Origin of the sequence: Flavobacterium limnophilum (assembly GCF_027111315.2) — a bacterium.
GTDB classification, from domain to species: Bacteria; Bacteroidota; Bacteroidia; order Flavobacteriales; family Flavobacteriaceae; genus Flavobacterium; species Flavobacterium limnophilum.
In genome coordinates this window covers 1,160,576-1,173,994 of record NZ_CP114289.2, presented here as the reverse complement: position 1 = coordinate 1,173,994, position 13,419 = coordinate 1,160,576, and the positions used below count along the sequence as shown (strand labels likewise).

Annotated in this window: 12 protein-coding genes; all 12 read right to left on the bottom strand. The window is 37.7% G+C overall.

Annotated elements, in window-relative coordinates:
• Nucleotides 1-8 precede the first annotated feature (8 nt).
• The 12 genes from OZP13_RS04725 to OZP13_RS04670 all read right to left on the bottom strand — a co-directional run bounded on the left by OZP13_RS04725 (nt 9) and on the right by OZP13_RS04670 (nt 13,337).
• Nucleotides 9-1,442, bottom strand: coding sequence for an LptF/LptG family permease (locus OZP13_RS04725; protein WP_432419469.1), 1,434 nt, complete (start codon nt 1,440-1,442; stop codon nt 9-11).
• 6 nt (nt 1,443-1,448) lie between these two features.
• Nucleotides 1,449-2,090 (bottom strand): outer membrane lipoprotein periplasmic chaperone LolA1, encoded by a 642-nt coding sequence (gene lolA1 / locus OZP13_RS04720; RefSeq protein ID WP_269242677.1) that lies wholly within the window; start codon nt 2,088-2,090, stop codon nt 1,449-1,451.
• 13 nt (nt 2,091-2,103) lie between these two features.
• Nucleotides 2,104-4,557: a DNA translocase FtsK gene (locus OZP13_RS04715; protein WP_281298836.1), complete on the bottom strand. Its 2,454-nt coding sequence runs from the start codon at nt 4,555-4,557 to the stop codon at nt 2,104-2,106.
• An 18-nt stretch (nt 4,558-4,575) separates the two neighbouring features.
• On the bottom strand, nt 4,576-4,950 hold the full coding sequence (locus OZP13_RS04710; RefSeq protein ID WP_281298835.1) for a diacylglycerol kinase family protein: 375 nt from the start codon (nt 4,948-4,950) through the stop codon (nt 4,576-4,578).
• Nucleotides 4,951-4,959: 9 nt separating this feature from the next.
• Nucleotides 4,960-5,457 (bottom strand): thiol peroxidase, encoded by a 498-nt coding sequence (gene tpx / locus OZP13_RS04705; protein ID WP_269242675.1) that lies wholly within the window; start codon nt 5,455-5,457, stop codon nt 4,960-4,962.
• Nucleotides 5,458-5,593: 136 nt separating this feature from the next.
• A complete protein-coding gene (locus OZP13_RS04700) occupies nt 5,594-5,851 on the bottom strand; it encodes a DUF6952 family protein (RefSeq protein WP_269242674.1) in 258 nt (85 codons plus the stop codon).
• A 69-nt stretch (nt 5,852-5,920) separates the two neighbouring features.
• On the bottom strand, nt 5,921-6,229 hold the full coding sequence (locus OZP13_RS04695; protein ID WP_269242673.1) for a thioredoxin family protein: 309 nt from the start codon (nt 6,227-6,229) through the stop codon (nt 5,921-5,923).
• Between the two features lie 169 nt (nt 6,230-6,398).
• Nucleotides 6,399-7,037 (bottom strand): peroxiredoxin, encoded by a 639-nt coding sequence (locus tag OZP13_RS04690; protein WP_281298834.1) that lies wholly within the window; start codon nt 7,035-7,037, stop codon nt 6,399-6,401.
• A gap of 147 nt (nt 7,038-7,184) precedes the next feature.
• Nucleotides 7,185-8,783, bottom strand: a complete 1,599-nt coding sequence (locus OZP13_RS04685; protein ID WP_281298833.1) for a glycoside hydrolase family 3 protein — start codon at nt 8,781-8,783, stop codon at nt 7,185-7,187.
• A gap of 11 nt (nt 8,784-8,794) precedes the next feature.
• Nucleotides 8,795-10,057, bottom strand: coding sequence for an MFS transporter (locus tag OZP13_RS04680; protein ID WP_281298832.1), 1,263 nt, complete (start codon nt 10,055-10,057; stop codon nt 8,795-8,797).
• A 19-nt stretch (nt 10,058-10,076) separates the two neighbouring features.
• Nucleotides 10,077-11,600 carry a glycoside hydrolase family 10-like protein gene (locus tag OZP13_RS04675; RefSeq protein WP_281298831.1) on the bottom strand — a complete coding sequence of 508 codons (1,524 nt, stop codon included), beginning with the start codon at nt 11,598-11,600 and terminating at the stop codon, nt 10,077-10,079.
• A 258-nt stretch (nt 11,601-11,858) separates the two neighbouring features.
• Entirely contained in the window at nt 11,859-13,337 is a 1,479-nt protein-coding gene (locus OZP13_RS04670) for an aminotransferase class V-fold PLP-dependent enzyme (RefSeq protein WP_281298830.1), read from the bottom strand.
• Nucleotides 13,338-13,419: the final 82 nt, after the last annotated feature.

The window sequence follows — 13,419 nt, the reverse complement described above, 5'->3', positions numbered from 1 at the left end:
ATAGGTGTTTATTTTTGTGGTGGAAATACTTTTTGAAATGCTTTTTGAAAAGGAGCCAGAATGACATCCATGTTGATTAATCCAATATCGTTCGTGGCTCTGTAAGTCAATAAAATAGCCAAAGGAGAAAGAATAATGGAGGACAACCATGCTCCAAAAAAAGGAGATAGTTGGTCTTCTTGTGAAACTCTTTTTCCAAAAGTATTGATGAAATGGAAGGATATAAAGATTAAAACGGCAAAGACGATTGGCAAACCCAATCCTCCTTTTCTAATGATGGCTCCCAAGGGTGCTCCAATGAAAAACATCAAGAAACAGGCATATACAATTACAAATTTGTCATAGAAAGCCAATAGATGTCCATTAATGTTTTTTTGTTTGTTTTCTAGCTCGGTATTGGTGCCGTCAATGGAATACAGGTTGTTTTCAACGGAACTGATGGCCAAATTCAGGACTTCCAGCTTTTTTTCGTTTTTGTAAATTGACATTAAATCCTTTGGAAGAGTCTTGCTTTTTGGTGTCGGGATAGACATGGTTTTGCCCAAAACCCCAATACGTTGATTGATGTTTTCCGAAAAAGACAAAATATCGGTATCCATATTTTTGTGCAGGGAGTCCAGGGTATAGTTGAGTTCACTGACATTGAGCATCGTATTGGTGTTGCTGATGTTGGTGTTGTTTACGTCAACGGGGTTCAATTTTGACAAATCAATATTGATGATGTATTTTTTGAAGCTACTTTTGGCAAATGGAACCTTGTTTCTGTCTTCATATTTTTTGGTGACAACATCTTCGTAATAATTGCCGTCATTCAACACCAATTGCAGTGTACTGGATTTCTCGCTGCTGATCAATTCCCCATTCTTGGCCTTAATTACGGTTTTGTTTCCATCTCCAAAAATTGATTTCTTGTGAATGGTTATACCGGTGAGGATGTTTCCGTTTTCGCCGGACTTTTTATTTACCTTGATGTTAAACAAGCCCACGTCGCTAAACTGTCCTTCGGCAATAGCCATGGCAGGTTTTAATTGGGCAATGTTTTTTCTGAAATTGATGAATTTAAATTCGGCATAGGGAATGACGTTATTGGCAAACAAGAAGGCGACGATGCTCAATATCGAGATAAAGATAATTAAGCTTTTCATGGCTCTTTGAAGCGAAATACCGGCAGACTTCATGGCGGCAAATTCATAATTTTCGGCCAAATTTCCAAAAGTCATTATCGAAGCCAATAATACGGACAAAGGCAATACCAAAGGTACAATTCGAGGCATTGCAAACAATAAAAACTTGAGCACCATGACCAAATCCAGGTCTTTACCTGCAAGTTCTGCAATGAACAACCAAACCGATTGAAGTATGAATATGAAAAACAGGATTACAAATACCATGGTAAATGTACTCAGAAAGGTTTTCAGTAAATATTTGTCGAGAATTTTCACCTAGAATTAATCTAATTTATTGATGTAGTAATTTGGATATTTACTCGCGACAAAGGTAAATTGATTTTTTGACAAAGGTTGGTTGGTTTTAAAAGAATTAACAGTCAAAGTGGTTTTTGTTCCTTTTTTGCCCGTTTCAATCAAGTTGTAGATGTGTTTTGTTTGTACATCAATGCCCAAAAGTATTTCTTTTCTTGGGTCTTTTGCATTGTTGGGAACTAATTTTACGTATTGTATTTTTCTGCCTTTCACGTCTTGCAAAATATCCATGGAACATTTATAACCAGAATTGAAAAAAGTCAACATTTTGGATGGAGTTATGGCAGTGTCGTCATTTTCGTTGACTGTTGATATGGTAACTTCCTCGTCTTCCGGAACAATGGTGTAGCTTTTCTTTCCATCAAAAATTTTGGTTACTCCCATAAAATTCAGGACGTATTGATTCCCTTTCATCGTCACGTTTCCCTTGCTGTTTTGATTGATGTTTTCCTTGCTGTTGTTCAAGGTGTATTTAAAATCAATTACAATGTTGTCATAGCTTTTTACTATTGTCGTCACCTGGTTCAAAAGGTCTTTTGCCTTTTTGTCTTGTGCTTGGATAGAGATGCTAAAAAGCAGTAAGGCTATAATTTGAAAATACTTATTCATTTTTTTGTTATAATTAATTTTGTTCGTTGTTGAAAAATTGGTCAAGAGAACTCATGTCGGGAATGTTTACATTTCGAGCCTTGCTGCCTTCAAATGGCCCTACAATTCCTGCGGCTTCAAGTTGGTCAATCAATCTACCAGCCCTGTTGTAGCCCAATTTTAATTTTCGTTGCAATAAAGAAGCCGAACCTTGTTGGGCATTTACAATAACTTCTGCCGCTTCCCTAAATAAAGTGTCTCTCTCGGAAATATCCATATCAAGATTAATGCCACTTTCCTCGCCAATAAATTCTGGAAGTAAATAAGCGGTTGCATAGGCTTTTTGGGAACCTACAAAATCTACAATTTTTTCAACTTCTGGCGTATCCACAAATGCACATTGTACTCGCACCATATCGTTTCCGTTGGTGTAAAGCATGTCACCACGACCTATCAATTGATCGGCTCCTTGACCATCAAGAATGGTTCTGGAATCTATTTTTGAAGTTACCCTGAAGGCAATTCTGGCAGGGAAATTGGCTTTTATCAAACCGGTAATTACGTTTACCGAAGGTCTTTGGGTAGCTATAATCAAGTGGATTCCAATGGCTCGGGCCAATTGTGCCAATCTCGCAATCGGGGTTTCCACTTCTTTTCCTGCAGTCATGATTAAATCGGCAAACTCGTCGACCACCAGTATGATGTAAGGCAAAAATCGGTGTCCGTTTTCTGGATTCAATTTTCTGGACTTGAATTTGTCGTTGTATTCCTTGATGTTTCGAACCATCGCATCTTTCAATAAAGAATAACGATTGTCCATTTCCACGCAAAGCGAATTCAGGGTATTGATAACTTTGGCATTATCGGTAATAATGGCATCGTCCGTATCTGGCAATTTGGCCAAATAATGTCTTTCTATTTTATTGAAAAGCGTTAATTCCACTTTTTTTGGATCAACCAAAACAAACTTGATTTCGGCAGGATGTTTCTTGTACAATAAAGAAGTGATCACGGCATTCAAACCAACCGATTTTCCTTGTCCCGTCGCTCCAGCCATCAATAAGTGAGGCATTTTGGCTAAATCGACCACGAAAGTTTCGTTCGAAATAGTTTTTCCCAAAGCAAGTGGCAGTTCCATTTCGGCTTCTTGAAATTTGGCAGAACCAATGACGCTTTTCATCGACACCATCGTGGGATTCTTGTTGGGAACTTCTATTCCTATGGTTCCTTTTCCAGGAATTGGAGCGATGATACGGATTCCCAACGCCGAAAGTGACAGGGCTATGTCGTCTTCCAAACTTTTGATTTTAGAAATACGGATTCCAGCTTCTGGCACAATTTCATATAAGGTTACCGAGGGGCCAACTGTGGCTTTTATTTGTGCAATTTCTATTTTGTAGTTGCGAAGTGTTTCAACAATTCTGTTCTTGTTTTCTTCTAATTCTTCCTGGTTGATGGTAATTCCTCCGGTTGAATATTCTTTTAGTAAATCAATTGTTGGGTATTTGTAATTGGATAAATCCAAAGTAGGATCAAACAATCCGAAATCAGCCACCAATTTTGACGCCAAGTTTTCCTCAATGATGTCTTCCTCTGGTGCTTTTTCGATCACAAAACTTTCGTCATTGGTATGAATAATTTCCGGTAAATGGAAAGGCGGAGGCGTTACTTCATTCGGAAGTGTTTTCAACGTAATTTCTGAAGGATTACTAATGGTAGGTTTTAACGCCTCCTTGTTGATTTCAAATTGCGAACCTGTTGTTTTTAGATGAATTCCATCAAGTTCTTCATCTAATTCTGGGTCTTCAAGAGCATATTCCTCTAGATTATATGCGCCGGTTGGTGCGCTTGCTCCTGCCGCAGAACTTAAATCGGTTTTGAGTTCTTTTTTTGTATTTTCGAAAAAGGTTTTGATTTTTTCAGGAGACAGCTTGATTTTAAAAATCAAATAAATAACGATTCCAAAGAGCAGTATCAATAAAGTTCCTGTTTTTCCAATATAATCTTGCAAAAACAAGTTCAATTCATAGCCAATGATTCCGCCCAATTCTGGCAAGGAAGTGGCAAAAAAACCAAACAAAACCGAAAGGATTATAATTACAAACAAATCCCAAAACCAAATATTCTTCATTTTTCTTAACGAAATATCAAGGATTAAAAACAATCCCGTCAAGAAGAATAACCGAACAAAAAGGAAAGAAGCAATTCCGAAACCTTTATAAACCGCCAAATCAGCCAGAAAAGCACCAAACTTACCCAACCAGTTTTGAACCGTCTCATTTCGATCCGTCAATTGATTTACGGCACTTTGATCTTCCTGTCCATAAATATAAAAGGAAATAAAGGCAAGTAACAAGGCAACTGAAAAAAGTACCAAAAGGCAACCTAAAACAACTTTGTGTTGTTTTGTTATTGCCCATAGTTTTTTCGCCTCAGATTTTGAATCGGTTTTCTTGTCTGGAGTTGTTGGTTTTATTGTTTTTGCCATTCTTGGTTGAACTATTTGCTATAAAAATTTTGGTATATATATGATTAATCCAATTGCGATTGCGGTAAAAGCGGCGAATAAGACTGCCCCGGCCGAAATGTCTTTTATGAACCCAATTTTTTCGTGATAACTGGGATGAATAAAATCGGCAATTTTTTCAATGGCGGTATTCAATCCTTCAATGCTCATGACAAACCCTATTGCCAAGGTTTGAAAAAGCCATTCGGTTTTGGTGAGATTACAATAAAAACCAAGAATGGTCATCAAAATTCCAAGTGAAAATTGAACCATTATACTGTGCTCGGTCGAAATCAATTTTATTGCGCCTTTTAGGGCAAACGAAACGCTTTTTAGTCGTCCGCTAAAGAAAGTGTTGTCTTTCTGAAATTCCATTAAATGTGATTATAGAACTGCCAAAGCAGCTTCGTAGTTAGGCTCATTTGCAATTTCCGGTACTTGTTCCGTATATAGAACTGTTCCTTTTTCGTCCACCACGATGATTGATCTTGAATGAAGACCAGCCAATACACCGTCAACAATTTCCAATCCATTGGTTTTTCCAAAACTTCCTTCTTGAAAATCGGACAAATTAACCACGTTCTCCAATCCTTCGGCACCACAAAAACGTTTTTGTGCAAAAGGCAAATCTCTTGAAATACACAATACTTTCGTGTTATCTAGTTTGCTGGCACTTTCGTTAAATTTACGAACAGATGTGGCACAAGTTCCAGTGTCGATGCTTGGAAAAATATTCAAAACTAATTTACTTCCTGCAAAATCACCAAGTGTGGCAGTAGAAAGATCGTTTTTAACTAATTTGAAATCGGCTAGTTTTGAGCCAACTTTTGGTAATTCACCTGAAGTGTTTATTGGATTTCCTCCCAATGTTATTGAAGCCATGTTGTTTGTTTTTTAATGAGGTTCAAAAGTATGAAAATTTATTTACGATTTACGATTTCGGATTTACGATTTGCGAATTTTATAAAAAAACGCCCTCATTTCTGAAGGCGTTATGTGTTTTTTCAAAACAAAAATATTATTTGTCGATGGAACCCAGAACTCTTTTCATAAAAGTATTCAAGGCTTCCTTTTTATCCATTCCGTCTTTGGTCATTTTATGGACTTCGAGTGCACCGTACATATTGGAAATTAATTCGCCAATCACGTCCAACTCTTCGTCTTTCAAGGAAGAAATCTCGGTCAAGGCTTCCAGGACTTCAATGGTTTCGATAAGATAATCTTGGTCATTTTCTTCAATAAATTGAGATAAATGTTTGATTACGGGTAGTTTCATAAGGTATGAGGTTAGATTTTAGAGGTTAGAAGTATTGCATCTACTTCAAAATTTAACCTCTAACTGAATTTATGCAATGTCATTTACCAATTCTATTAAAACTTCTTGTTTGTTGGTTTGCGTTTCGTTTACCAATTTTCCATTTACGAAAGTGGCAAAAGTAGGCAAATTGCTCACATTGGCCAGTTTTCTAGATTCAGGTGAATTCTCGGCATCCACCAAAACAAAAGTCAAGTTCTCATTTTCTGAAGCCAATTTTTTGAATTTTGGTTTCATGATTCGGCAATTTCCACACCAAGAGGCAGAAAATTGAACCACGACTTTTTCGTTTTTGGAAACTAAATCCTGTAGGGTATCTTCGTTTAATTCGATTAACATATTTTTAAAAATTCAATTTCAATTTCAATGTCAAAAATCAATTTGTTTTAAGTTTACAATTTGAATGTAAATATTAATTTAAAATAAGAGTTATACAAAACCGAATTCTATTTTTTACATTGAAATTGCAATTGATTTTTGGCATTGCAATTGAAATTATTATTGAAATTTAGTTTGCACTTAAATAAGCGGCAGTACTGTTTCTGTCTGCTGTCATGGCGTCTTTTCCAGCTTCCCAGTTGGCTGGACAAACTTCTCCTTTAGTCTGGATATGGGTGTAGGCATCAACCAGTCTCAAATATTCGTTTACGTTGCGACCCAATGGCATGTCGTTTACGCTTTCGTGGAAAATTTTTCCTGTTTCGTCAATCAAATAAGTTGCTCTGTAGGTCACGTTGGAACCTTCTACCAAATAAGTGTCCGCATCTTCGTTGTAAGCTCCTGCTTCTGCATCCAAAATTCCCAATGCAGCCGACAAATTTCGGGTAGTATCAGCCAAAAGTGGGTAAGTTACGCCTTCGATTCCACCGTTGTTTTTTGGGGTGTTTAACCAAGCAAAATGTACTTCGTTAGTATCGCAAGAAGCACCAATTACAATAGTATTTCTTTTTTCGAATTCTGGTAAAGCGGCTTGAAAAGCGTGTAATTCTGTTGGACAAACAAATGTAAAATCTTTTGGATACCAAAAAAGCAATACTTTCTTGTTGTTGTTTACCGCTTCTTCAAAAATATTGATTTTCAAATTATCGCCCATTTCCGATATGGCGTCTACTGCAATGCTTGGGAATTTTTTTCCTACTAATGACATAAATTTTATTTTTAAAAGTTGTTGTTTATTATTTGATGGCAAAGATAAATTAAAACAAACGCTTGCATGTATAAGTTTTAATTATTAATTTTTATATAGCGATAGTAATTTGTTATACATCATCCGTTTTGTTCCGTCATACATCTACTAAAGACCTTTTACAGCTACCGGCAAACTACCTTTACATTTCGTGTTTTCAATTAATTGTTGAGCTGCACTTTCTTGAAATTCAGGGAAGTCTTGATAGACCTCGATAATTCCCAATGCGGACTCCAAATTTGGAATGACCTGCAAAGCATACGGATTTCCAAAAACATACAAAACACATTTTTTGGCAGTAAATAATTTTCCTAAAAAGGCCAAAACAGAGTCGTCAATGTCAAAATTATTCATGGGTTTTGCTTTTGGAACAAAAAGTGCAATTAAAACAGTGTCAAAATCAGCTAGATTTTTCTCTAAGTTACTAATGGCATTTTCATCCACTTTTTCCAATGCAAATTTTGGTGAAGGCAGCGGAATAGTCAGTGCTTCAAAAAAAACGTTATCCAAGTTTTTGTAAAGGCTTAGTTTGGCAAGTTCATCATTGTTTTTGGCTTCGAAAAGGGTCAAACTATTCAGCTTGTCTTTTATTTTGGTAATACTGGAATTCGCAATTTTCCGGTTTAAATCGGAAGCGGATTCAAAATCTAAAGTTCCTTCAGGATCAGTATGACCACCTACTATTCCGGCTTTTTGCTTGCATTTCATCAAACGTTCAAAACTAGCCTCGATTCTATCTGGCGATGCATTTTTTAGAATTTCCTGTATCCCCTCGGCCACGTTTTCGGCAAAACACAACACGTCATTTCCTGCGTTGAAAGCTTCCCATTCGAGTTGCCCTTTCTTGTCATACAATTTAGAAACGCTGTGCATGTTCAAAGCATCAGAAATAACCAAACCATCATAACCCAACTGCTTGCGCAAAAGATCTTGAATGATTGCTTTTGACAGTGTGGCCGAAGTGTTTTTCCCATCATTCAAGGCTGGAACCGCCAAATGTCCTATCATAATCGAATCTACATTGTTCTCAATTCCTTTGATGAACGGAAACAATTCGTTTTCCATTAATTCTTCCAAGGTTTCTTCCAAAACCGGCAATCCCAAATGCGAATCTACGCTGGTGTTTCCGTGACCCGGAAAATGTTTGAGGCAACCCAAAACCCCAACATCATTCATTCCGCGTAAATATTCGATGGCAAAACGGGCCACTTTTTCCTTGTTTTGACCAAAAGAGCGATAACCAATCACGGGATTGTTCGGGTTGTTGTTGATGTCCGCCAAAGGTGCCAAATTATAATGAATTCCCGCCGATTTCAAGTCCAACCCTATTTGTTTTCCTATCTGGTAAACTAACTGTTTGGAACCGCTTGGCAAAGCGCCAAGAGTTATGGCATAAGGATATTGTGGTGTTTTTTCGACCCGCATCGCCAATCCCCATTCCGCATCGATACTCATCAAAAGTGGCGTATTGGCACATTTTTGAAAGCGGATAACGAGTTCTTTTAAGCGTTCGTAACTATCGTCGTTGAAAACTATTTTTTTCTTGGATTCATAGTTGGTTGCAGCACTGGCCCTGCTATGAAAAAAGGTCAGTCCACCAATGTGGTGTTCCTTTATTAAACGCTCCGTTTCCTGAATGTTTTCTTCGGTATCGTTGATGAAAACGGCCGGAAAAAAGAATTGTCCTATTTTTTGTTCTAATGTCATTTTTTAGAATTTTATGCTTTTGACTTCTTCCCGAAATCCTTTGGGAAAATCAAAAAACGTGATAAAATTAATCCAGGAACAGTTGCCAAAAGTACCCAAATAAAGAAATTTCCGTAGCCAAGATATTGCTGGATGTAACCGCTCAACATTCCGGGAAGCATCATTCCCAAAGCCATAAATCCCGTGGCAATGGAGTAGTGGGACGTTTTGGATTCGCCTTCGGCAACATAAATCAAGTACATCATGAAGGCGGCAAAACCAAAACCGTACCCAAATTGTTCTAAAATTACGACGGCATAAACATAATAAATGGAGGCCGGATGAAAATGGGCCAACAATATAAACCCAAGAATAGGCAAGTGCATGGTTAAAATCATTGGTAACATCCATTTTCCCAAACCTTGTTTGGAAATGGCTATTCCACCTAAAATTCCACCAATAGTGAGAGCAATCAATCCGAAGGTTCCATAAATGATTCCCACATCTTCGGTTTCCAGTCCCAAACCACCAACATCAGTTTTGTCGACTAAAAATGGAGTCAACATTTTAAGTAATTGGGATTCTCCCAAACGAAATAAAAGTATGAACGCCAATATCAAACCGATTTGTTTTTTCTTGAAAAAACTGGCGAAAACCGTGACGAAATTTTTCTCTTCGGTTGCTCCGGCTGCAATTGGCAATTCGGTTTTTGGAGTGGCAAAATAATTGTAAATCGTTAAAAATGACATTAGCAATCCAACGAAAACCATGGTGTAAGACCACGCTTTTTGATTGTCGCCATATTGATGTTCCAAATAGCCAGCCAACAAGATGATCAACCCGTTTCCGGTTAACATGGAAGCCCTGTAAAAAGTGCTTCGGATTCCTAGAAAGAAGGATTGTTGTTCTTTTTCCAATGCCAACATGTAAAAACCGTCGCTGGCCACGTCATTCGAGGCAGAAGCAAAAGCAGCCATCCAAAAAATAGCCAAACTCAAGAGGAAAAAATGACTGGTCGGAATAATGAAACCAACTACCAGGAAGGCAACAGAAATGAATAATTGCATGCTCAAGAACCAGTTACGTTTGGTTCCGTGCAAGTCGATAAATGGACTCCACAAGGGTTTTATGACCCAAGGCAAATACAATAAACTGGTATAAAGTCCTATGTCTTCATTGCTGATTCCAAGGTTTTTGTACATCAAAACTGAAACTGAAATGATAATTACATATGGAAAACCTGAAGCAAAATTTAATAACGGTATCCAATACCAAGGCTTATTGTCTGTATTCATTTAGGTTGTTTTCGGTTGGTTAATTAAGGATGGTTGGTGTACTTTCATTGCCGTAAAAATCAACAAAAGTAAGGGCGCAAGTGCTGTTTTCTTCTCCATTTTTCGTCGGAATACTGACTAAAATAGTATCGCTTTTTGCTGCCAATGTTATCTTTTCAAAGATTTGGCTCGGATTATTCACGTCGATTTTTGAAGCTTTTTTGGCACGATACACCATGATGTAACGCACTTTGCTGTTCAATGGATATTTGATGTAATAACATAAATTATCAGTGTCTTTTTCAACCCTGTTTAACATTGGGCTATCAACCACAATCTGTTTTGAATTGGGTACAGCATAGGGAAGTGCCGGATATTTGTATTGATTTTCCATTAACAGGTTGACCACGTTTTGATTTTTATTCACAAACCATTTGGCACTAAAAAAAGCATTTCCCTGAACGTTTTTATAGGTTCTGGTAATGTCAATTTGATTGGGGATTTCATATGGATTATTCCATTTTTTGTCGGAATCGGCATTAATTTTATAGGTTCCGTTTCCAATGTAAATGGCCGTATTTTTCGAATTTTCCGACCACCATTTCAACAGTTTAGAATAGGAAACTTTGGGATGACCCAAACTCCAATACAATTGTGGAACAAGGTAATCTATCCAGCTATTTTGCATCCATGCCAATGGATCAGCATATAAATCGTCATAATTGGTTTGTCCTGAATCGGTGTCTGAACCTTTTGGGTCAACCGATTTGTTGCGCCAAACGCCAAACGGACTGATGCCAAATTGCACCCAAGGCTTGATGTTTTTTATGGAAAGGGAAACGCATTTTACCAAGTTGTTCACATTCGAGCGTCTAAAATCTTCCAGACTGAGACCACCACCGTATTTCACGTATGACGCTTTGTCATTAAAAACTTCTCCGGGGACTTTATAAGGATAAAAATAATCGTCAAAATGGATGGCGTCGATGTCATAATTTCGAACCACTTCATTCACGATGGTGACCAAATGGGTTTGAACTTCGGGCAAGGCAGGATTATAATAGTATTTCCCGGCATATTTGATCATCCAGTCAGGATGTTTGTAAAAATCATGGTTGGGACTCAAGGTTTCCGTTTTCAAATCCATCGTGGCACGAAACGGATTGAGCCAAGCATGAAACTCGAATCCACGTGCGTGAGCCTCGGTAATCATCCATTCGAGCGGGTCATAATAAGGGCTTGGCGCTTTTCCTTCTTTTCCGGTTAAATAACGGGACCATGGCGCTAAATCAGTTGGGTAAAATGCTTCGCCTGAACTACGGATTTGCACGATTACTGCATTGTAATTCATTTTTTTATAGGTATCCAAGATTTCGATAAAATCGGCTTTTTGTTTTTCGACGGAGTCAATATTGTTCTTTGGCCAATCGATATTGGCAACGGTGGCTATCCAAACGGCCCTGAATTCATTCTTGGGATTTGTAATTTTTTCTTGTGCATTTCCATTCCAAAATGAAAGCAGAATAATGGAAACCAGTAGTAAAAAAGACTTAATTCTATTCATTATTATTTATATTATGTAAAAATCAAAAGTAGTTTTTTTGAAGAAGTTTATCCTATAAAATTTTGATAAAATTCCAGCTTGTAATATTGCAGCAATTTCTTTGCCAAACTATTAAAGCCCTCTTGATGGTTGGATAGTCCACAATCAATAAATTCATATTTGATAGACCCATGAATAATATTAAAAATCAAATCATCTAATTGCACCTCTCGGGTTAAACTTACATGCTTTATATGGCTAAAAAAATGTTTGCAAAAATTAAAAATCAAACCAATTTTGGGTTATTTCTTTTTCTAGAGCAGGATTACTTTTATGTATAAACTCGTTCTTCAAATCGTCATACTCATAATCTTCACCCCATAATGCAAAGTTTTCTGAAACTTGTTGAATGGCATCGCAGATATAATCTATTTCTAGATTGGTCATTGTGGGATGTATGGACATTCGAACCCATCCAGGTCTTTCCATCAAACAACCTTCCAGTATTTTTTGTTCTATGACTTTCGAGGATTCCTTGTTTACATGCAACAAATAGTGCCCATAAGTACCGGCGCAAGAACAGCCGCCACGGGTCTGGATTCCAAAGCGGTCGTTCAATAATTTCGTGATTAAGTTGTAATGGGCTTGATCAATATAAAAGGAGAAAACGCCCAATCGGTCAGTGTGTTCTTTGGCAAGGAGGTGCAAGTTTTCAATTTTCGAAAGCTTATCGAATATCCTTTTATTAAGCTGTTGCTCTCGATCCAAGATGTGGCCAACACCCATTTGTTCCTTCAACTTGATGGCCAAGGCTGCTTTTATGACTTGCAAAAAACCGGGTGTTCCACCATCCTCCCGTACTTCTATATCATCTATATAATGATGTTCTCCCCAGGGATTGGTATAAGTTACCGTTCCTCCACCCGGACTGTCGGGAATCCGATTCTTGTATAATTTTTTATTAAAGACAAGCACTCCGGTACTGCCTGGACCTCCCAAAAACTTATGAGGGGAAAAAGTCACGGCATCCAGATAAGCTTCCTTATCTTCTGGATGCATGTCAATGGAAACATAAGGTGCTGAACAAGCAAAATCCACAAAACAAAAACCATTGTTTTGGTGCATCAATCGGGCAATGGAATGGTAATCCGTCTTGATCCCGGTTACATTGGAACAGGCCGTGATGGCTGCTATTTTGTAGGGACGGTCTTTGTATTGCAACAATAATTTCTTGAAATTATCCATGCAAATTAAACCTTTATCGTTACAAGGAACTATTTCTACTTTGGCAATGGTTTCCAGCCAAGAGGTCTGGTTGGAATGATGTTCCATGTGCGATAAAAAAACGACAGGACGTAAATCATCTGGAACTTGGGTGTAATCCTTTAGGTTTTCCACCACTTTAAGCCCCAAGATACGATGAAACTTGCTGATGGCTCCCGACATTCCGGTACCCACCGTAATCAAGACATCATCATCCGATGCATTCAAATGTTCCTTGATGATATGGCGAGCTTGATGATACCCCAAGGTCATGGAAGCTCCCGTAATGGAGGTTTCGGTATGCGTATTGGCAACATAAGGACCAATTGCTTTTAACAACTTTTCTTCTATCGGGCGATAAAGTCTCCCGCTGGCCGTCCAATCGGCATAAATAATTTTTTTCAAACCATAAGGCGATTGAAAATATTGGTCTACACCAACTATTTTTGCTCTAAACAACCCGAAATAGTGTTCTAAATCAACATTCTTTGTCATTTTTGTTAAGTTTAATAATACTTTTAGAAAGGGGAATCTTGGTTTTAAACACCAAGTTGTGATTCGGTGCAAAACGATTCCA